This is a genomic window from Streptomyces sp. 840.1 (genome assembly GCF_003751445.1).
Classification (GTDB): Bacteria; Actinomycetota; Actinomycetes; order Streptomycetales; family Streptomycetaceae; genus Streptomyces.
In genome coordinates, this window is the sequence record NZ_RJUU01000001.1 from 5,360,074 (window position 1) to 5,380,049 (window position 19,976).

At 71.4% G+C, this 19,976-nt stretch carries 18 protein-coding genes; all 18 read left to right on the plus strand.

Going from position 1 to position 19,976, the window contains the following annotated elements; all coding sequences use genetic code 11:
- Positions 1–235: 235 nt before the first annotated feature.
- The 18 genes from EDD93_RS24570 (at position 236) to EDD93_RS24655 (ending at position 19,913) form a co-directional block, all read left to right on the plus strand.
- A complete protein-coding gene (locus tag EDD93_RS24570; protein ID WP_398904756.1) occupies positions 236–1,246 on the plus strand; it encodes a sugar ABC transporter permease in 1,011 nt (336 codons plus the stop codon).
- Positions 1,243–2,202 carry a carbohydrate ABC transporter permease gene (locus EDD93_RS24575; protein WP_123527207.1) on the plus strand — a complete coding sequence of 320 codons (960 nt, stop codon included), beginning with the start codon at positions 1,243–1,245 and terminating at the stop codon, positions 2,200–2,202. Before EDD93_RS24570 ends, EDD93_RS24575 begins: the two co-directional genes overlap by 4 nt.
- A 53-nt stretch (positions 2,203–2,255) precedes the next feature.
- The gene (locus EDD93_RS24580) at positions 2,256–3,896 is read left to right on the plus strand and encodes an extracellular solute-binding protein (protein ID WP_123527208.1); all 1,641 of its coding nucleotides are present in this window, start codon (positions 2,256–2,258) and stop codon (positions 3,894–3,896) included.
- A gap of 69 nt (positions 3,897–3,965) precedes the next feature.
- Positions 3,966–5,141, plus strand: coding sequence for a Gfo/Idh/MocA family protein (locus tag EDD93_RS24585; RefSeq protein ID WP_123527209.1), 1,176 nt, complete (start codon positions 3,966–3,968; stop codon positions 5,139–5,141).
- Between the two features lie 403 nt (positions 5,142–5,544).
- On the plus strand, positions 5,545–6,543 hold the full coding sequence (locus tag EDD93_RS24590) for an MBL fold metallo-hydrolase (RefSeq protein ID WP_123527210.1): 999 nt from the start codon (positions 5,545–5,547) through the stop codon (positions 6,541–6,543).
- 144 nt (positions 6,544–6,687) lie between these two features.
- Positions 6,688–8,091: an ATP-binding protein gene (locus tag EDD93_RS24595; protein ID WP_123527211.1), complete on the plus strand. Its 1,404-nt coding sequence runs from the start codon at positions 6,688–6,690 to the stop codon at positions 8,089–8,091.
- The gene (locus EDD93_RS24600) at positions 8,088–8,513 is read left to right on the plus strand and encodes a roadblock/LC7 domain-containing protein (RefSeq protein ID WP_123527212.1); all 426 of its coding nucleotides are present in this window, start codon (positions 8,088–8,090) and stop codon (positions 8,511–8,513) included. Before EDD93_RS24595 ends, EDD93_RS24600 begins: the two co-directional genes overlap by 4 nt.
- The gene (locus tag EDD93_RS24605) at positions 8,510–8,863 is read left to right on the plus strand and encodes a DUF742 domain-containing protein (protein ID WP_123527213.1); all 354 of its coding nucleotides are present in this window, start codon (positions 8,510–8,512) and stop codon (positions 8,861–8,863) included. The genes EDD93_RS24600 and EDD93_RS24605 overlap by 4 nt, the downstream gene beginning before the upstream one ends.
- Complete coding sequence (locus tag EDD93_RS24610) at positions 8,841–9,455, plus strand: ATP/GTP-binding protein (RefSeq protein ID WP_123527214.1); 615 nt, start codon at positions 8,841–8,843, stop codon at positions 9,453–9,455. Before EDD93_RS24605 ends, EDD93_RS24610 begins: the two co-directional genes overlap by 23 nt.
- Entirely contained in the window at positions 9,452–10,726 is a 1,275-nt protein-coding gene (locus EDD93_RS24615; RefSeq protein WP_260255848.1) for a cytochrome P450, read from the plus strand. Before EDD93_RS24610 ends, EDD93_RS24615 begins: the two co-directional genes overlap by 4 nt.
- 83 nt (positions 10,727–10,809) lie before the next feature.
- On the plus strand, positions 10,810–11,229 hold the full coding sequence (locus tag EDD93_RS24620) for a cell division protein SepF (RefSeq protein ID WP_185092430.1): 420 nt from the start codon (positions 10,810–10,812) through the stop codon (positions 11,227–11,229).
- A gap of 125 nt (positions 11,230–11,354) precedes the next feature.
- Positions 11,355–12,665 (plus strand): ATP-binding protein, encoded by a 1,311-nt coding sequence (locus EDD93_RS24625; protein WP_260255849.1) that lies wholly within the window; start codon positions 11,355–11,357, stop codon positions 12,663–12,665.
- A complete protein-coding gene (locus EDD93_RS24630; RefSeq protein WP_123527217.1) occupies positions 12,662–13,021 on the plus strand; it encodes a nucleotide pyrophosphohydrolase in 360 nt (119 codons plus the stop codon). The genes EDD93_RS24625 and EDD93_RS24630 overlap by 4 nt, the downstream gene beginning before the upstream one ends.
- A gap of 125 nt (positions 13,022–13,146) precedes the next feature.
- Positions 13,147–13,683: a DUF6099 family protein gene (locus EDD93_RS24635; RefSeq protein WP_123527218.1), complete on the plus strand. Its 537-nt coding sequence runs from the start codon at positions 13,147–13,149 to the stop codon at positions 13,681–13,683.
- A 105-nt stretch (positions 13,684–13,788) separates the two neighbouring features.
- Positions 13,789–14,712, plus strand: coding sequence for an LLM class F420-dependent oxidoreductase (locus tag EDD93_RS24640; protein WP_123527219.1), 924 nt, complete (start codon positions 13,789–13,791; stop codon positions 14,710–14,712).
- A 145-nt stretch (positions 14,713–14,857) separates the two neighbouring features.
- On the plus strand, positions 14,858–15,760 hold the full coding sequence (gene mmuM, locus EDD93_RS24645; RefSeq protein WP_260255950.1) for a homocysteine S-methyltransferase: 903 nt from the start codon (positions 14,858–14,860) through the stop codon (positions 15,758–15,760).
- A 44-nt stretch (positions 15,761–15,804) separates the two neighbouring features.
- Positions 15,805–17,274: a 3' terminal RNA ribose 2'-O-methyltransferase Hen1 gene (locus EDD93_RS24650; protein ID WP_123527221.1), complete on the plus strand. Its 1,470-nt coding sequence runs from the start codon at positions 15,805–15,807 to the stop codon at positions 17,272–17,274.
- Complete coding sequence (locus EDD93_RS24655; RefSeq protein ID WP_260255850.1) at positions 17,271–19,913, plus strand: polynucleotide kinase-phosphatase; 2,643 nt, start codon at positions 17,271–17,273, stop codon at positions 19,911–19,913. Before EDD93_RS24650 ends, EDD93_RS24655 begins: the two co-directional genes overlap by 4 nt.
- Positions 19,914–19,976 lie beyond the last annotated feature (63 nt).

Here is a 19,976-nt window from a genome sequence, read left to right on the forward strand (position 1 = left end):
TGTGCATATTTCGATCCCTGCGGTGTGCTGACGTGCTGCGTGTTGTGGTTTTTGGATGTCAATAGATGTTCGTTACCTCTGTGAAATGAACAACTCTTGCCATTCGGGTGCGCTGTCGTGAACTATGTGCCTGTCGCCGTGAAGGAGCTGCGGCCGCACCCCTCCCGGGACGCGGCCTGCCTCCACGTATGCGGGACGTTTTCTCGCTCCATCAGCCCTGGAGGTGCCTGTGACGATGGCAGATGTGCCGGTCACAGCAGCGCGGCAGTCCGTGCCGCAGCCCCGCGACCCGGACGGCGCCGACCTGCCCGCCGGGAAGAAGCGCAGGAAGAACCGAATACGCCAGCCGCTCCGGCACCGCCTGAAACGGGACAGGGCGCTCCTGCTCCTCTGCCTGCCGGGTGTGCTGTTCTTCGCGCTGTTCTTCTACCTGCCGCTCGCGGGCAACGTCATCGCCTTCCAGGACTACCAGCCGTTCCTGGGGTTCAAGGAGAGTCCGTTCGTCGGCCTCGCGAACTTCACCGCGCTGGTCGCCGAACCCGACTTCTGGAGCGCGGTCTCCAACACGCTCCAGATCACCGCGATCCAGCTGGTCCTGTACTTCCCCGCGCCGATCGCCCTGGCGCTGCTGCTCAACTCGCTCATCAGCGAGAAGATCAAGCGGTTCATCCAGACCGTGGTGTACCTCCCGCACTTCCTGTCCTGGGTCGTCGTGGTGGCCATGTTCAAGCAGGTGCTGGGCGGCGCGGGTTCGGTCACCACGCTGCTGATGGAGCACGGCGTCAACATCGGCAACGTGATGACGGACCCCGGCACCTTCAAGCTGCTCATCACCGCCCAGGCCATCTGGAAGGACACCGGCTGGGGCACGATCATCTTCCTGGCGTCCATCGCCTCGATCGACATGGCCCAGTACGAGTCCGCCGCGATGGACGGCGCCGGCTGGCTCCGCCGGATCTGGCACATCACCCTGCCGGGCATCCGGCCGGTGATCCTGATGCTGCTGATCCTGCGGCTCGGCGACATCCTCTCGGTCGGCTTCGAGCAGATCATCCTGCAGCGTGACGCCGTCGGCCCGGACGCCTCCGAGGTCATGGACACCTACGTCTACTTCCACGGAGTCGTGGACGGCGACTGGGGCATGAGCACCGCCGCCGGTCTGATGAAGGGCGTCATCGGATTCGCCCTCATCCTCGCCGCCAACAAGCTGGCCCACCGCTTCGGCGAGCAGGGAGTCTACCGATGAGTCAGCAGTCCGTCGCGACCCGGCTGCGCACCGCCAGGTTCGGCCCGAAGACCGGTGGGGGCCTGCGCGCCTCCAACGGCAGGCCGCCGTGGATGGAGCGCCCCCACTGGTACGGACAGGGTGCCAAGGGCCTGGCCCTGGCCGCCCTCACCGTGATCGTGCTCTACCCGTTCGTCCTCGCCATCGGCACCAGCCTGGCGGGCCGCGAGGAGCTGAACGCCAACGGCGGCTACGTACTTCTGCCGCACCACCCGACCCTGGAGGCCTACCGGGTCATCCTCTCCGGCGGGGTCGTCACGCAGGCCGCGCTGGTCTCCATCGGGATCACGCTGGTCGGCACCGCGCTCAGCCTGGCCTGCACGGTCATGATCGCGTACGGCACCTCGCGGCCGGGCACGGTCCTCGCCAAGCCGATCCTGCTGCTGGTGCTCGGGACCTTCCTCTTCGCCCCCGGCATCATCCCGACGTACCTGGCCGTCCAGCAGTTCAAGATGCTGGACACCTACGCCGCGCTGATCCTTCCGGTCCTGCTCAACGCGTTCAACATCGTGGTCGTCCGCTCCTTCTTCCAGAGCATCCCCGAGGAGCTGTACGACGCGGCGCGGATCGACGGCGCCGGTGAGATCACGGTCCTCTTCCGGATCGTCCTCCCGCTGTCCAAGGCGGTCCTCGCCGTGGTCGGACTCTTCTACGCGGTCGGGTACTGGAACAGCTTCTTCAACGCGGTGCTGTACCTCAACGACTCCAGCAAGTTCCCCATCCAGGTGATCCTGCGCAGTTACGTGCTCAACGGGCAGAGCATCAACGCGTCGGCCATGGGCGTCCACGCGGTGCCGCCGGCGACCTCCTTGCAGATGGCCGTGCTGATCATCGCCATCGTGCCCATCTTCTGTGTCTACCCCTTCCTGCAGAAGTTCTTCGTCAAGGGCGTCCTCACCGGGGCGATCAAGGGCTGATCCGCCCGTCCCCTGCATCGCCGCCACGCACTTCACACCCTCCAAGGAGCCCCATGTCCACCAACTTGTCCCGGCGCGGTTTCATGGGCGCCGCGGGAATCGCCGGCCTCACCGTGGCCGGGCTGTCGACCCTGAGCGCCTGCGGCAGCGGTGCCTCGGTCAGCAAGGGCGGTTCCAAGGCGTCGGCCAAGCTCAAGCTGCCGTCGTACGTGCCCGCGAAGACCGCCCCCGCCGACCTGGCGGGCAACGCGGCCGGGCTCGACGCCGCGTATCTGCGCTACCCCAAGGCCCTCACCAAGTCGGTGGCCAAGGCGCCCGGCGACGGCAGCCGCATCACGGCCCTCACCGAGACGTTCACCACCCCCGCACCGCCGCAGGGCAAGAACGCCTACTGGCAGGAGCTGAACAAGCGCCTCGGGGCCCGGTTCGACATGACGATCGTGGTGGACCAGGGCGTCGACGCCTACCTGCAGAAGTTCAACGCCATGATGGCCGGCGGCGACATACCCGACCTGGTGTGGTTCCCGCCGAACCAGGGCATCCAGCGCGTGCCCGAGCTGCTCGACGCCAAGTTCCACGACCTCACCCCGCACCTCTCGGGCGACGCGGTGAAGGACTACCCGAACCTGGCGAACCTGCCGACCACCTCCTGGAAGACCGCCGTGGTCAACGGCAAGATCCGCGGCGTCACCGTCGCCTACGGCTCCATGGGCCAGGTCTACGTCGTCAACCAGGACTTCTGGAAGCCGGTCGGCGGCGCCGAGTTCACCAGCGCCGAGGACTTCCTCGCCAAGGGCAAGGAGCTCGCGGACCCCAAGCGCAACAAGTACGTCCTGGAGCCGGCGTACGTGAACCACATCGGCCAGTTCGCCCAGTGGTTCGGCGCGCCCAGCGGCTGGCGGCTGGAGGGTGGAAAGCTGACCCACATGTACGAGACGGAGGAGTACCAGGAGGCCGTGGCGTTCGCCGTCAAGGTGGCCAAGGCCGGTCTCTTCTGGCCGGACCCCAACCTCTCCACCACGATGGAGAAGATGGCGCAGGGCTCGCTCGGCGCCTACGTGCAGTCCTTCCCCAGCTTCCTGGTGGACGCCAAGACGTACGACTTCCCGTTCGGCGTCATCGTGCCCTTCGCCGCCAAGTCCGGTGCGAAGCCGAGGTACAGCATGGGCTACGGCTCGGTCGGCTACACCGCCATCAGCAAGAAGGCCGATGACAAGCGCGTGAAGATGCTGCTGGGCGTCATGGACTACCTGGCCGCCCCGTTCGGTACCGAGGAGCGCCTCTTCCTCGACAACGGCATCGAGGGCAAGCACTTCACCCGTACGGCCAAGGGCGACATCAAGCTCACGCCCAAGGGGAGCTCGGAGGCCGTGACCACGGCCATGCCGCTGGCCTTCCTCGCCGCCGGACCCGAGTACATCTACCTGCCGGGCCAGCCCGAACTGGCCGGCCACATCCACGGCTGGCAGCAGGACCTCCTCAAGATCAGCCAGTCCAACCCGACGAGCGGACACTTCTCCGACACCTCCACCAGCAAGAGCCCCTCGCTCACCACCGCGATGAGCGACTGCCAGCTGGACATCGTCGCGGGCCGCAAGCCGGTCTCCGCGTTCAAGGAGCAGCTGGCGAAGTGGCGCTCCGGCGGCGGTGACAAGATGCGCGCCGAGTTCGAGGCCTCGCTCGCCGGCAAGTAGCCGAGGGCCGGGACGCCGGCCCTCATCCGCACCACCCGCATCACCCGTACAGACAGAGAAGGGACCCCCGTGTCAGACCTGCGACTCGGCGTCATCGGACTCGGCCTGCGCCGTTCCATCGCGATGTCCGCCCACCACCCCGGACAGGGTTCGGCGATCACCGCCGTCTGCGACCTCGACCCCGAGGTGCGCAGCCGCGAGGCCGAGCGCTTCGGTACGGACGTCGCGGTCGAGGACTACAAGCTGCTCCTCGGCCGGGACGACATCGACGCGGTCATCGTCGCGACGCCCGACGACACCCACGAGGCCATCGCGATCGACGCGCTGCGGGCCGGTAAGGCCGTCTTCGTCGAGAAGCCGCTCGGGATCACCGTCGAGAGCTGCGACAACGTCCTGCGCGCCGCGTACGAGACCGGGACCCGGCTCTACGTCGGCCACAACATGCGGCACATGGGCGTCGTGCGGCTGATGCGCGACATCATCGCCCGGGGCGACATCGGCGAGCCCAAGGCCGTCTGGGTGCGGCACTTCGTCGGCTACGGCGGCGACTACTACTTCAAGGACTGGCACGCCGACCGGACCCGGACCACGGGTCTGCTGCTCCAGAAGGCCGCGCACGACATCGACGTACTGCACTGGCTGGCCGGCGGCTACACCCGGCGCGTCAACGCGCTCGGCGACCTGCTGGTCTACGGCGACCTGCCGCGGCGCGAGCCGGACACCCCGCGTCCCGACAACTGGCTGCGCGAGTTCGACTGGCCGCCGACCGCCCGCAAGGACCTGCACCACATCGTGGACGTCGAGGACGTCTCCGTGATGAACATGCAGCTCGACAACGGCGTCGTCGCCGCCTACCAGCAGTGCCACTTCACCCCGGACTACTGGCGCAACTACACCGTCATCGGCACCGAGGGGCGGCTGGAGAACTTCGGTGACAGTCCCGGCGACGAGGTCAAGGTCTGGAACACCGGCCCCAGCGGCTACCGCGCCGACGCCGACATCACCTACCGGGTCCCGGAGGCGGGCGGCTCGCACGGCGGCGGGGACACCCGGATCATGGCGGAGTTCTGCCGGTTCGTGCGCGACGGAGGCGTCACCGACACCTCGCCGGTCGCCGCCCGGATGAGCGTCGCGGCCGGTGTGCTCGCGACGCGGTCGCTGCGTGAGGGCGGTGCGCCGTACGACGTGCCGGCGCTCGACCCCGGGCTGGTCGCGTACTTCGAACGCGGTCAGGTCCGCGCCTGAGGTCCTGACCGGCGGGTTTCCCCGGTCAGGAGGTGTGCGGGGGGCGCGCGGGAGGCGCACCGGGCCGGCACACGTGACGGCAATGGTCCCCGGGCCCCCGGCAGGCCGCTTCGAGCGGTCCTGCCGGGGGCTTTGTGGCGTCTGTTTTGAGTCATGCTCGGTGGGTAATCGGCCTCTTCCGGTTTGACGGGCGCTCACTGCGCAACGGCGAAGAGGCGAGGATCGCGCGGGGGATATTGACGAGAACATCCGGATAATCCCGTAAGGCGGGCGGCTCCGCTGCTCTCTTACGGTCACCGCCCGACTGTTCCGGACGAGGTGAAACAGCGATTTCAAGCCAGTTGAAGGTCGCGGTGTCCGATTTCGAACGCGCGACCGGAAACCGGTCGGCATAATCGCGTCCATGTCGATCACGGGTGGAGACGTCGTTGACCTGGGGCGGGGCCTGCACGCATGGCTCCCGCCGAAGCGGGGCTGGGGGCTGGCCAACTGCGGCCTTCTCGTCTCGCCCCGCGGCGCGCTCTGGATCGACACCCCGTACGACCCGGTACTCGCGGGGCAGTTCCTGGCCGAGAGCACGAAGCTGCTGCCCGCCGGTGTCTCCATCGACCGGGTGATCGTCACGCACGCCAACGGCGACCACTTCTGGGGCGCGGGCGTGCTCCCGGACGCGGAGATCATCGCGACCCGCGAGGCCCGGGAGCACATCCACTACGAGCCCACCCCCAAGCAGCAGCACGCGCTGGTCAACGGAGGCGACCCGGCCGGACCGCTCGGCGACTACCTCGGTCGCCACTTCGGCCTGTTCGACTGGTCGCAGACCGAACCGGTCAAGCCGACCACCTACTTCACCGGGGAGCTCGAACTGACCCTGGGGGAGTACCCCGTCCGGATCACCGCCCTGCCGCCCGCCCACACCGCCGGTGACCTGATGGTCCACCTGCCCGCCCAGAGCGCCGTGTTCAGCGGCGACATCATCTTCTCCTCGACACCCGGGCAGCCCGGCGACCACCCGATCCACTGGGCGGGCCCGCTGAGCAACGTGATCGCGGCCTGCGAACAGGTGCTGGCCACCGGTGCCGAGACCGTCGTGCCGGGCCACGGACCCGTCCTCGACCGGGCCGGGGTACGCGAACACATCGCCTATCTGGAGTACGTACGGGAACGGGCCCATACCCTCCACGCCGCCGGGGTGCCCGCGCCGGAAGCGGCCCGCCGGGTGATCGCCGAAGGCCGCTACCCCGGGCTCGGGCTCCCCGAGCGGCTGGTGGTGACGATCGGCAGCGAGTACCGGCAGCTGGACGGCTCCGAGATGCCGGGGGTCCTCCAGGTGATGACCGAGGTGGCCGTGCTGGCACGCGAAGTGGAACACGCCCGTGAACCCGCGGGCGCGGTGGAGTGAGCACCCGGCCCGCCGCACCGGCAGGGCCACCGCCCGCCGCAGTGGCCGGGCCGACCGTCCGGCACACAGGCCGGGCCGACCGTCCGGTTCCTCGCCGCCGCCCCGGCCGGAGAACCGGCCCGACGACAGAAACGCGGTAACGGCATGGGATGGATCGTGGCGGTGATCGCCGTCGTGGCCGCCGTGGCGGCGACGACGCGCTCGTACGGGTCCGCCCGCTCGGAACAGCTCGCCGTGGCCCACGCCGAGCTGACCGAACGGCAGCTCAAGGCCGCCGAGGCCCGTACCGCCGTGCTCGTCGACGAGATCAGGCAGCTCGCCCAGAAGCGGATACCGGCCGCCGCCGTCGCCCTCTCGCACCCCACCGCCCAGGTCCCCGGACTGCGCGAGGCCGCCGAGGTCGACGGCGAGGCCGCCCGGCTGCTCACCGAAGCCGTGCAGGCCGCCAGGACCGCCGTCATCGAGGAACGGCAGCGCGTCGACGCCGCAGCCCGCGCGGCGATGCGCGGCACCTCGGCCAAGATCCAGTCGCTGCTCAACCAGTCCCAGCAGCTGCTGCACGAACTCCAGCACGAGTACGACGACCCGCGCATCCTGCAACTGGACTTCCGCAACGAACTGGCCCTGCGCCGAACCCAGTCCACCGCCGTTCTCTGCGACGCCTGGCCCGGCCTCGCCCGGCAGAACTCCCCGCTCGTCGAGATCGTGCTCGGGGCCCAGTCCCGCGTCGCGGGCTACGAGCGGATCAAGGTGGCCAACCACCTGCGCGAGGAGCGGCTCGCGCTCGCGGCCAGGGCCGCCGAACCCCTCGCGATCGCCCTCGCCGAACTGCTCGCCAACGCCACCGCCTACTCGCACCCCGACACCGATGTGACGGTGACGCTCCAGCAGAGCGGCGGCCGGGGCGCGTTCCTGGTCGTCGACGACGCGGGCATCGGCATGGACGAGGACGCGCTCGACCGGGCACGCGCACTGCTGGCGGGCCGCACCGAGGTGCTGCTGACCGAGCTGGGCGACCCGCCCCAGACCGGCTTCGCGGTCGTCGGCCGGCTCGTGACGCAGTACGGCTTCCACTGCCACATCGAGGCCTCGCCGTTCGGCGGCATGCGGACCATCCTGCGCGTCCCCGCACATCTGCTGACCGTGCTGAAGGAGGACCGGACGCTCTCCGCCCTGGCCCCGACGCCCGTGTCCGGGCACGCCGCCCCGGCCGAGGAGCCCGCCCCGGCCACCTCCGCCGCGCCCGCCGCCCCCGCCGCCCCCGCCGCCCCCGTGCAGGAACCCCCGCAGACCGCCCCCGCCGAGGCCCCGGCCGGCCTGCCCAGCAGGCGCCGGCGCTCACCCCGGGCGGTCGCGGCCCAAGCCCAGGTCCCCGCCCCGGCCGCCGGACAGGTGCCCCGTACACCGGAGCAGGCGGAGTCTTCCTGGGCGGCCCTCCAGCAGGGCACCCTCAACGGCAGGAGCGTCGCCGGGCGGGCCCCCGCACCGGATTCGGACGGCCACGACCACCTGGGCGACCAGGACGACCAAGGAGACGACGAGACGTGAGCGCCCCCAGCCCCACCACCGGTGACCTCGCATGGGTGCTGACCCCGCTGCTGGAGCTGCCCGGAGTCCAGCATGCCGTGGTCGCCACCGGTGACGGCCTCATCGAGGGCGCCTCACCCGGTCTCGACCGGGCGTCCGGCGAACGGGTCGCCGCGATGACGGCCACGCTGCACGCCGCCGCGCGCGCCTTCACCACGGCGTTCACCGACGCGGAGGGCCCGAAACTGGCCCAGACGGTCGTCGAATCCGATCTGGGCTTCGCCGTCGTCGTACCGGCGGGGAACAACACCACGCTCGCCCTGTTCGCCGAACCCGGCGCCAAACTCGGTGACATCGCCTACCAGATGCAGGTCCAGGTGACCGCGCTGACCCGGGCGATGCACGCACCGGCCCGCCAACCGGACACCGCCACCCGGCCATGAGCTCCGGACCGGGACGCCGTCTGATCCCCGCCTACCTGGTCACCGGCGGCCGGTCCCGGCCCGCCGGCCCGGCGCTCGACCGGCTCGCCGTGCTCGTACGCACCGACACGGCCCCGCCCCCCGGGACCGGCTCGGAACAGCGCAGCCTGTGCGAACTGCTGGAACCCGGCGCCCTCACCGTCGTCGAGTGCGCGGCCCACCTGGACCTGCCGGTCAGCGCCACCGTATTCCTGGCCACGGACCTCGCGGCCGCCGGACTTCTGCTCACCCGACCGCCGATACCCAGTGCCGGGGAGATCGACCGGTCGCTCGTCGAGAGGCTGCTCGTTGGACTCCGCTCCCTCCACTGACCGGAGCGGCGTCGGCTATTTGCCGGCCGCCGCCCGGACCCTGATGAAGCTCGTCGTCACGGGTCCCTTCGGCGTGGGCAAGACAACCCTGATCCGTACGCTCTCGGAAATAGCCACCCTCCATACGGAGGAGGCGATGACCCAGTCCAGCACCCTGCTCGACGACACCGCCGGGCTCCCCGACAAGACCACCACCACGGTCGCCATCGACTTCGGACGGCTCACCGTCCTGGACGACCTGGTGCTCTACATGTTCGGCACACCCGGCCAGGAGCGGTTCCTGCCGCTGTGGGAGGACATCGCGCGCGGCGCGCTGGGCGCACTCGTCCTGGTGGACACCCGGCGGCTCGGTGACTCCTTCGCCGTCATGGACATGGTGGAGGAACAGGGTCTTCCGTACGCCGTCGCCGTCAACCGCTTCCCCGACGCGCCCGCCCACAGCGACGACGTCCTGCGCAAGCACCTCGACCTCGCCCCCGGGACCCCGCTCATCCAGTGCGACGCGCGGGAGCGCCGCGGCAGCATCGACGCCCTGATCGCGCTGGCCGAACACGTGCTGACCCGCCTGCCGCGACCCGAGGACCCGTCATGACCCCGTACGCACCGCCGCCCCAGCCCCTCGCGCTGTACGGTCCCGACTTCGCGGCCGACCCGCACGGCCACTACCGCAGGCTGCGCGAACACGGCCCGCTGACACCGGTCCGCATCGCCCCCGGCGTCGAGGCGATGCTGGTCACGGACTACCAGGCGGCCGTCGACCTGCTGCGCGACACCCACACCTTCAGCAAGGACCCCCGCGACTGGCAGGCGACGATTCCGCCGGACTCGCCGGTGCTGCCCGTGCTCGGCCACCGTCCCACCGCCCTGTTCAGCGACGGCGACGCGCACGCCCGCTACCGCGACGCCATCAACGACAGCCTCGCGCTGATCGAACCGCACATCCTGCGGGCGGAGGTGGCCAGGGCCGCCCAGCAGCTCATCGGGGAGTTCGCCGCCACCGGCACCGGCGACCTCATCGCCCAGTACGCCAGGCGGCTCCCGCTGCACGTCTTCGTCACCTGGTTCGGCGTCGACCCCGAGGACGGCGAACGGATCGTCGACGGCATCGGCGGCATGATGAACTCGGCGCAGGGCGCCGCCGCCGCGTACGCCGACTTCGTCGATGTCGTCACCCGGCTCGTCGCCGACCGGCGCGCCCGCCCGCGCCGCGATCTGACGTCGTACCTGCTCACGCATCCGGCCCGCCTCGACGACGACGAGACGGTACGTCAGATCACCCTGGTGATGAGCGCGGGCCACGACCCCACGACCAACCTGATCGGCAACTCCATCCTGCACATGCTCACCGACGAGCGGTACGCGGGCTCGCTGCACGGAGGAGCGATGACCGCGCACGAGGCGATCAACGAGGTCCTGTGGCAGGAACCGCCGCTGGCCAACCTGGCCGCGCACTACCCGCGCCGGGACACCGAGTTCCACGGGGTACGGCTGCGCGCCGGACAGCTGGTCCTGGTCTCGTTCGGCGCCGCCAACACCCAGTCCGCGACGCTCACGCCGCAGGAAGGCGGCCGTTCCGGGGCCAGCGCCCACCTCGCCTGGTCGGCGGGCCCGCACCGGTGCCCCGCGAAGCAGCCCGCGCTGCTCATCGCGATGACCGCGATCGAGCAGTTCACCAGCCAGCTGTGCGACGCCGAACTCGCCGTTCCGGTGAACGAACTGCTCTGGCGGCCCGGCCCGTTCCACCGGGCCCTGGCCCACCTCCCGGTGCGTTTCACACCGCTCGACACGACGCCCGCCACCGGCCCGGACGAGGGCTCCGCTGCCTTCACCGGCGGCACTCCGAAGGTGTCGATCGGGTCCTGAGCCGTGTCGCTGGTAGGCCGAACGGGTGAGGGGCGAGAGAATTGCCCGATGAACAGTGAGCGCAGCCGGCGCAACGCCGACCGATGTACAGACGGAGTGGTCCGGTGAGCAGGTACGACAGGTATGACGTCACCGACGAGCAGTGGGAGGGACTGGCCCAGGTCGTACCCCTGCGCAGCCGCAACGAGTGGCCCTCCAGGGTGGACCACCGGACGGTCCAGGAGGAGCGGGAGAGCGCCGAGCAGCGGCGCATGGTGGTGTTGCGGGTCCAGGTCTTCGCGGACGCGCGCGAGGTGGCTGAGTACCTGGTCGGGCAGGTTCCGGTGCTGCTCGACCTGACCGGCGCCGAGCCCGATGTGGCCAAGCGGATCCTCGACTTCACCAGCGGTGTCGTCTTCGGTCTCGGCAGCGGTATGCACCGGGTGGACCGGAACGTCTTCCTGCTGTCACCGATCGGCATGGAGGTCGAGGGTGTGACGGCGGCGGGCGTGCCGGGCGCCTGAAGTGTGTTGCGGGTTACCCCGGTGTGCGGCACGGCATGCGGGCGGGGGAGGCCGTTACTTCGATTGAAGGATGACCGGTCCGGCGGAACGGTTCGCCGGGGAGCCGGGTGCATACGGTCCTTGGCATGACCGCACCCGGCCTCCGCGCCGATCCAGCCTGCACCGATCCGCCCCGCGTCGGCCCTCCCCGCACCGATCTTCCCCGCACCGGTCCATTGGAGCCGTCCGGCTCCGATTCCGGCCGGTGGTCGAAGCGTTGTGCCGGTCCGGTCGTGACCGAGCTGCGGCTCTCCGCGTTCGCGGCACACCGGGGCACGGTCGTACCGCTGGCCCCGCTCACCCTTCTCACCGGCCCCTCGGGCAGTGGTGCGTCGAGTGTGCTGCGGGCTTACGAGGCGCTGTCCCGGCTGGCGGCGGGGGCGTCGCTCGACGAGGTCTTCCCCGATCCGGCGGGGTGCGTCCCCGAGGGGGCCGCGGCCGACGGGCAGCGGCGGCGCGGGTTCCGGATCGGGTGCACGGCGGACGGTCCGGCCGGCCCGGTCAGGCTCGAACTCGCCGTCCAGGCAGAGCCCACCTTGCGGATCGTCGGCGAGCGGCTTACCCGGGCCGGGGAGACCCTGTTCAGCACCGCGCTGCGCGATCCGGGCCGGCCGACGCTCCAGGCGGCCTGGCAGACCGCGGACGAGCTCCCGGTGACGCGCGAACGGCTGCCGGACGACCGGCTGGGCACGGCGCTGCTGCCGCTTCGGGTCGCGGGCCGGACCCCGGGCCAGCTGCAGGTGCTGGCCGCCGCCGAACAACTGGTGGTGGCGCTGCGCCCGGCGTTCGGCTGCGAGCCGCTGCCGCATCGGATGCGGACCCCGGTGCCACCGAGCGGGAGCCGGCTGCGCCGCGACTGCGGGAACCTCGCGGCAGTGCTGCACGCCGCGCACAACGGGCACGGGGGCGGGGGTGCGAGCGGGCAGGGACCCGGGGGCGGTTACGCGGGCGGGTACGTGTCCGGGCGGCGGCATGCCCGGCTGGTCGCGCTGGCGGACGCCGGATGCGCGCGCCCCGTGACCGGGGTCGGTGTCGAGCGGCTCGCGGACGGGCTGGTCCGCGCGCTCGTGGCCCGGGGCGACGGGCCCGGCACCCCGCTGGAGCGGCTCGGTGACGGCGAACTGCGGTACCTGGCACTGGCCGTCGCCCTGCTGATGGGCCCGGGGGCGGATCCGGCGGACGCCGTGTCCGAGGTGCCCTCGGCCCTGCAGACCCGCACTCTGCTGGCCGACGGGTTCGACCGGGACCTGGACGGGCGCCAGACGCGGGAGCTGCTGGCCGAGGCCGCGTCGACGGTGGCCGCGGGCCGGGTCCGGCTGCTGGGCACGGTGACGGAGGCGGGTGCCGCACGGGCCCGCGTGACGGCCGGAGCGGCAGTGGTAGACCTGGGACCGTGACAGAACTCGACGTACCCGACCTGCAACGACGGCTCGCCGCATTCGCGGCCGCACGCGACTGGGAGCAGTACCACACCCCGAAGAACCTGGCGTCGGCGCTGAGCGTCGAGGCGTCCGAACTCATGGAGATCTTCCAGTGGCTGACGCCGGAGCAGTCGGCCCGTGTGATGGACGAACCCGGTTCCGCGCACCGGGTGTCGGACGAGGTCGCCGACGTCCTCGCGTATCTGCTGCAGTTCTGCGCGGTGCTGGACATCGACCCGCTCGCGGCGCTGGCGGCCAAGATTGAGCGGAATGAGGCGCGCTTCCCGGCCACGAAGGGTGCTGATACAGCCGATCGTCACTCTTCGGAGTGATCGACTTATTCACAGTCGACCAGGTGTCCACAGATTTCCGAAATCCTCTGGCCTTTCGGTACCACCACCCTCACTGTGGGTAATGGAAGAGGTGAGCGGGTTTCCGTACCGAACGGGGGCAACACATGGAAGCGGAGCGGTTGGTAGCGGTCATCAGGCAGGCTCTGGCCCGGAGCAGGGGCACGCCGGACATCATCGCCGAGGCCTGGCAGGCCCAGGCCCTGGCGCAGGCGGTCGGGAGCCGGCTGGCGGCGAGCGGCCCCAAGGAGTTACGGGGCGAGGCGGGAGGCCTCAGCGAGATCGGCGGAAGAAGCAACGGGACACTTGACCATCCGGCGGCGCGGGCGGGGGTGGCGAGGGCGGCGCAGCTCTCCGAAGTGGCCGACCCCCGCGCCGCGCTGACGGGACTGGGCACGCTGCTGGGGGAAGTGGGGATAGCGCTGGTCGGGGTGGCGTGCGAGACCGATGAGCAGAGCCTGTACTGGCAGTGCATGGAGGCGATCGACGCCGCCGACGAGTCGACGGACCGGGTCCACGGAATGCTCCGGCTCCTCGACGAACGGGACCGGGAGCGCAGGCAGGATCTGGAGCGCAGCAGGGAGCGGGACGGCCCCCACGGCGTGCTCCACGGACCGGCGGGACCGGCCGCCGGCCGGCCCTGAGGGCTCGGGCCCGTCCGGCGGACCACGCCCGGGATGCCACGGACACCGCAGCGGCGAAAAGGGCGGGAGAGGGACGGGCGGTGTCCGGGGGTGCAGGATGGATGCATGGATCTTCGAATCTTCACCGAGCCCCAGCAAGGGGCGAGCTACGACACCCTGCTCACCGTCGCCAAGGCGACCGAGGACCTCGGCTTCGACGCCTTCTACCGCTCCGACCACTATCTGCGCATGGGAGGGGGCGACGGGCTCCCCGGCCCGACGGACGCCTGGATCACGCTGGCCGGGCTGGCGCGCGAGACCAAGCGGATCCGCCTCGGCACGCTGATGACGGCAGGCACGTTCCGGCTTCCCGGCGTGCTCGCCATCCAGGTGGCACAGGTCGACCAGATGTCCGGCGGCCGCGTCGAACTGGGCCTGGGCGCGGGCTGGTTCGAGGACGAGCACAAGGCGTACGGCATCCCGTTCCCGCAGGAGAAGTTCGGCCGGCTGGAGGAGCAGCTGGCGATCATCACCGGGCTGTGGTCGACCGAGGTCGGCAAGACGTTCAGCTACGACGGCACCCACTACCAGCTCACCGACTCACCTGCCCTGCCCAAGCCGGCGCAGGCCAAGGTGCCGGTCCTGATCGGCGGGCACGGGGCCAAGCGCACACCGAGGCTGGCCGCCAAGTACGCGGATGAGTTCAACATCCCGTTCGCCTCCCTGGAGGACAGCGAGAAGCAGTTCGGCCGGGTCAGGGAAGCGGCCGAGGCGGCGGGCCGGGGGCCGGACGACCTGGTGTACTCCAACGCGCTGGTGGTCTGTGTCGGCAAGGACGACGCCGAGGTGGCCCGCCGCGCCGCCGTCATCGGGCGGGACGTGGCGGAGCTCAAGGCGAACGGGCTGGCGGGCTCGCCCGCCGAAGTGGTCGACAAGATCGGCCGATTCGGGGCCATCGGGGCTTCCCGGATCTACCTCCAGGTGCTGGATCTCGACGACCTGGCGCACCTGGAACTGATTTCGTCGCAGGTTCAGTCCCAGCTCAGCTGAGACCGGGAGAGGAGTATCCGTGCGTCCCGCCCGTGACCCCGGCCGGAGCGCCCGCACCCCGGGCAGTGTCAGCCGGCCCTCCGGCCGGCCGTTCGCCGCAGCGCCGTCCCGGCCCCTCGCGGCCGCCCTCGCGACGGGTCCGGTCCTGCTGGACGGCGGCCTCTCCAGCCAACTGGAGGCGCAGGGCTGCGATCTGTCCGACGCGCTGTGGTCCGCCCGGCTGCTCGCCGACGGGCCGGAGCAGATCGAGCGGGCTCACTCGGCCTATGTGCGGGCGGGTGCGCAGGTGCTCATCACCGCCAGTTATCAGGCGAGCTTCGAAGGGTTCGGGCGGCGCGGGGCAGGGCGGGCGGAGGCGGCCGCGCTGTTCGCCCGCAGTGTGGAGCTGGCCCGCCGGTCGGCCGGTTCGGTGGAACGGGACGTGTGGGTCGCCGCCTCCGTCGGCCCGTACGGGGCGGTGACGGCGGACGGCGCCGAGTACCGGGGCCGGTACGGGCTCTCGGTCCGGGAGCTGGAGCGCTTCCACCGCCCCCGGATCGAGGCGCTGGCCGCCGCGGAGCCCGACGCCCTGGCGCTGGAGACGGTGCCGGACACCGTCGAGGCGGAGGCGCTGCTGCGGGTCGCGGAGGAGTCCGGGCTGCCGGTCTGGCTCTCCTACACCGTGGCGCGGGGCGAGACCAGGGCGGGACAGCCGCTGGAGGAGGCGTTCGGCCTCGCCGCGGGGTTCGAACGGGTGGTGGCGGTCGGGGTGAACTGCTGCGACCCGGCCGACGCGGACACGGCGGTGCGGACGGCCGCCGAGGTGACCGGGAAGCCGGTCGTCGTCTACCCGAACAGCGGGGAACGCTGGGACGCGGGGAGACGGGCATGGGCCGGCGGCGCCACGTTCGATCCCGTCCGGGTCCTGGCCTGGCGGGAGTCGGGGGCCCGGCTGGTCGGAGGCTGCTGCCGGGTCGGCCCGGCGACCATCGCGGAGCTGGCGGCGCTGCTGGGGACACCGGCGGGCAACCACGTGGAAGGAGGGACGGAGGATCCGGAGGCGGACTGAAAATGCCTGGTGAGAGGGGAAGGAACGAGTCCATACTCGGATGTGTGTTCCTGACGATCAGTACCACCGGCACCCCGGAGCGTCCCGCCACCGATCTCGGATTCCTGCTGCACAAGCATCCCGAGAAGGCGCAGACGTATTCCACCTCCCACGGCACCGCGCACGTCTTCTACCCCGAGGCGTCGGCGGAGCGTTGCACTGCGGCGCTGCTGCTGGAGGTGGATCCCGTGGCGCTGGTGCGGCGGGGCAAGGGCCGGGGCGGCGCCCCCGACGCGGCACTCGCCCAGTACGTCAACGACCGCCCGTACGCGGCCTCCTCGCTGCTGTCCGTCGCGATGAGCACCGTCTTCAAGTCCGCGCTGAGCGGCGCCTGCCGGGCGATGCCCGAGCGGGCCGAGGAGACGCTGCCGCTGCGGATCGAAGTGCCCGCCCTGCCGGCCCGTGGTGGTGCCGAGCTGGTGCGCAAGCTCTTCGGTCCGCTCGGCTGGTCGCGGGTGGACGCGGTAGCCGTACCGCTGGACGAGCAGTTCCCCGAGTGGGGGGACTCCCGGTACGTACGGCTCGTGCTGGAGGGCGAGTTGCGGCTGGCCGACGCGTTGCGTCAGCTGTACGTCCTGCTGCCGGTGCTCGACGACGCGAAGCACTACTGGGTGTCGCCGGACGAGGTGGACAAGCTGCTGCGCGCCGGTGAGGGCTGGCTGGCCGGTCACCCCGAGCAGAAGCTGATCACCAGCCGCTACCTGGCCCGCCGCTGGGGGCTGACCAGGCAGGCGATGGAGCGGCTGGAGCTGGTCCGGCTCGCGGAGTCGGACGACCTGGACGTCGAGAGCATCGACAACGCGGTCGACGAGACGGCCGACACCGAGGAGCGGCCGGTGCCGCTCGCGGAGCAGCGGCGAGCGGCGATCCTGGCCGCGCTGACCGGCGCCGGAGCGAGCCGGGTGCTCGACCTGGGCTGCGGGCAGGGCCAGTTGGTGCAGGCGCTGCTGAAGGACGTGCGGTTCACGGAGATCGTCGGGGTCGACGTCTCGATGCGCGCCCTCACCGTCGCCTCGCGCCGGCTGAAGCTGGACCGGATGGGGGAGCGGCAGGCCGCCCGCGTGACGCTCCAGCAGGGCTCGCTCACGTACACCGACAAGCGGCTCAAGGGGTACGACGCGGCGGTGCTCAGCGAAGTCATCGAGCACCTCGACCTGCCGAGGCTGCCCGCGCTGGAGTACGCGGTGTTCGGTTCGGCCCGGCCCCGCACCGTCCTGGTGACCACGCCGAACGTCGAGTACAACGTCCGCTGGGAGACGCTCCCGGCCGGGCATGTCCGGCACGGTGACCACCGCTTCGAATGGACCCGGGCCGAGTTCCGGGACTGGGCGGGCGAGGTGGCCCGTCGGCACGGGTACGGGGTGGAGTTCGTGCCCGTCGGACCCGAGGACCCGGAGGTGGGTCCGCCCACCCAGATGGCCGTGTTCACCATGACCGCGGCCGACGAGACCGAGAAGGAGGCGAAGGCAGCATGAGCGGGACGGACGACAGCAGCAGAAGCAGTTCCGGCGACAACGCCGGCACCGGTTCCAGTTCTGGCACCGCGTGCGGCACCGGCGACGGGGCCGCACGCGTCCTGCCGGTGACCGACCTCTCCCTCGTGGTCCTCATCGGGGCGAGCGGCTCGGGCAAGTCCACCTTCGCCCAACGGCACTTCAGACCGACCGAGATCATCTCCTCGGACTTCTGCCGGGGCCTCGTCGCCGACGACGAGAACGACCAGAGCGCGAGCCGGGACGCCTTCGACGTCCTGCACTACATCGCGGGCAAGCGGCTGGCCGCCGGGCGGCTGACCGTCGTCGACGCCACCAACGTCCAGCCCGAGAGCCGCCGCCAGCTGGTGAAGCTGGCCCGGGAACACGACGTGCTGCCCATCGCGATCGTGCTGGACCTGCCCGAGGAGGTCTGCCAGGCGCGCAACGCCGCCCGCCCCGACCGGGCCGGCATGGGCCGCCACGTCGTCCAGCGCCACCTCCGCGAGCTGCGCCGCTCGCTGCGCGGCCTTGAGCGCGAGGGCTTCCGCAAGGTCCACATCCTGCGCACCGAGGAGGAGGCCGGGCACGCCGAAGTGGTGCGGGAGCGCCGCTACAACGACCTCCGTCATCTCACCGGCCCCTTCGACATCATCGGCGACATCCACGGCTGCAGCTCCGAGCTGGAGACCCTGCTCGGCAAGCTCGGCTACGCGGACGGGGCGCACCCCGGGGGGCGTACCGCGGTCTTCGTCGGCGACCTCGTCGACCGGGGCCCCGACAGCCCCGGCGTGCTGCGCCGCGTGATGTCGATGGTGTCCGACGGCAACGCGCTCTGCGTGCCCGGCAACCACGAGAACAAGCTCGGCCGCTACCTCAAGGGCCGCAAGGTCCAGCAGACCCACGGGCTCGCGGAGACCATCGAGCAGTTGGAGCGGGAGGACGCCGGGGACCCGCAGTTCCGCGAGCGGGTCCGGGAGTTCATCGACGGGCTCGTCAGCCACTACGTACTGGACGGAGGCAACCTCGTCGTCTGCCACGCCGGGCTGCCCGAGAAGTACCACGGCCGCACCTCCGGACGGGTCCGCTCGCACGCGCTGTACGGCGAGACCACCGGCGAGACCGACGAGTTCGGCCTGCCGGTGCGCTACCCGTGGGCCGAGGACTACCGGGGCCGGGCCGCGGTCGTCTACGGCCACACGCCCGTGCCCACCACCTCCTGGATCAACAACACCATCTGCCTGGACACCGGCGCTGTCTTCGGCGGGAAGATGACCGCGCTGCGCTGGCCGGAGCGCGAGCTCGTCGACGTACCGGCCGAGCAGGTCTGGTACGAGCCGGTGAAGCCGCTGGCCACCGAGGCGCCGGGCGGCCGGGAGGGCCGGCCGCTGGACCTCGACGACGTGCGGGGCCGGCGGATCGTGGAGACCCGGCACCTGGGCCGCGTCTCGGTCCGCGAGGAGAACGCGGCGGCCGCGCTCGAGGTCATGAGCCGGTTCGCCGTCGACCCCCGGCTGCTGGCCTACCTGCCGCCGACCATGGCGCCGACGGCGACCTCGAAGGAGGAGGGGTATCTGGAACACCCGGCCGAGGCGTTCGCGCAGTACCGGGCGGACGGCGTGGCGAAGGTCGTGTGCGAGGAGAAGCACATGGGCTCCCGGGCCGTGGCCCTCGTCTGCCGTGACGCGGACGTGGCACGCGAGCGCTTCGGGACCGGCGTCGCGGGCGAGGGCGGCCCGACGGGCGCCCTGCACACCCGCACCGGACGCCCGTTCCTCGACGACGCGGGCCTGACCGAGGTGGTCCTGGGCCGGCTGCGCGCCGCCGTCACCGCCGCCGGGCTGTGGGAGGAGTGGGACACCGACTGGGTGCTGCTCGACGCCGAACTGATGCCCTGGTCCCTCAAGGCGGCCGGACTGCTCCGCTCGCAGTACGCGGCGGTCGGCGCCGCCTCGGGCGCCGTCTTCCCCGCGGCCGAGGCCGCCCTCGCGGCGGCGGCGGAGCGCGGCATCGACGTCGGCACGCTCGCCGGCCGGCAGCACGGCCGGGCACGGGACGCCGCGGCGTTCACCGAGGCCTACCGCCGTTACTGCTGGAGCACCGAGGGGCTGGAGGGGGTGCGGCTTGCACCGTTCCAGATCCTCGCGGTGCAGGGCCGCTCGCTCACCACCGTCCCCCACGACGAGCAGCTGGCCTGGCTGGACCGGCTGGTGGAGCACGACCCCAGCGGGCTGCTCCAGGTCACCCGGCGGCTCGTCGTCGACACCGCCGACGAGGCCTCGGTCCGCTCCGGCATCGACTGGTGGCTGGAGATGACCGGGCGCGGCGGCGAGGGCATGGTGGTCAAGCCGCTCGGCGCGTTCGCCAGGGACGCCAAGGGGCGCCTGGTCCAGCCGGGCATCAAGGTGCGCGGCCGGGAGTACCTGCGGATCATCTACGGACCCGAGTACACCCGCCCGGAGAACCTGGAGCGGCTGCGCGGCCGGTTCCTCGGCCACAAGCGCTCGCTCGCCCTGCGCGAGTACGCCCTGGGCCTCGAAGCCCTGGACCGGCTGGCCGGCGGTGAGCCGCTGTGGCGGGTGCACGAGGCGGTGTTCGCGGTGCTGGCGCTGGAGTCGGAGCCGGTGGACCCCCGGCTGTAGTACGGGTCACGCAAGAACCGGCAGGCGATTCGCCGGGTGAACGGCGCTCCGCGCGGTGAGGAT

Coding starts and splice junctions, on each gene's coding strand:
- EDD93_RS24570 (WP_398904756.1), top strand. CDS start 236: ATGGCAGATGTGCCGGTCACAGCAGCGCGGCAGTCCGTGCCGCAGCCC.
- EDD93_RS24575 (WP_123527207.1), top strand. CDS start 1,243: ATGAGTCAGCAGTCCGTCGCGACCCGGCTGCGCACCGCCAGGTTCGGC.
- EDD93_RS24580 (WP_123527208.1), top strand. CDS start 2,256: ATGTCCACCAACTTGTCCCGGCGCGGTTTCATGGGCGCCGCGGGAATC.
- EDD93_RS24590 (WP_123527210.1), top strand. CDS start 5,545: ATGTCGATCACGGGTGGAGACGTCGTTGACCTGGGGCGGGGCCTGCAC.
- EDD93_RS24595 (WP_123527211.1), top strand. CDS start 6,688: ATGGGATGGATCGTGGCGGTGATCGCCGTCGTGGCCGCCGTGGCGGCG.
- EDD93_RS24605 (WP_123527213.1), top strand. CDS start 8,510: ATGAGCTCCGGACCGGGACGCCGTCTGATCCCCGCCTACCTGGTCACC.
- EDD93_RS24615 (WP_260255848.1), top strand. CDS start 9,452: ATGACCCCGTACGCACCGCCGCCCCAGCCCCTCGCGCTGTACGGTCCC.
- EDD93_RS24620 (WP_185092430.1), top strand. CDS start 10,810: ATGTACAGACGGAGTGGTCCGGTGAGCAGGTACGACAGGTATGACGTC.
- EDD93_RS24625 (WP_260255849.1), top strand. CDS start 11,355: ATGACCGCACCCGGCCTCCGCGCCGATCCAGCCTGCACCGATCCGCCC.
- EDD93_RS24635 (WP_123527218.1), top strand. CDS start 13,147: ATGGAAGCGGAGCGGTTGGTAGCGGTCATCAGGCAGGCTCTGGCCCGG.
- EDD93_RS24640 (WP_123527219.1), top strand. CDS start 13,789: ATGGATCTTCGAATCTTCACCGAGCCCCAGCAAGGGGCGAGCTACGAC.
- EDD93_RS24655 (WP_260255850.1), top strand. CDS start 17,271: ATGAGCGGGACGGACGACAGCAGCAGAAGCAGTTCCGGCGACAACGCC.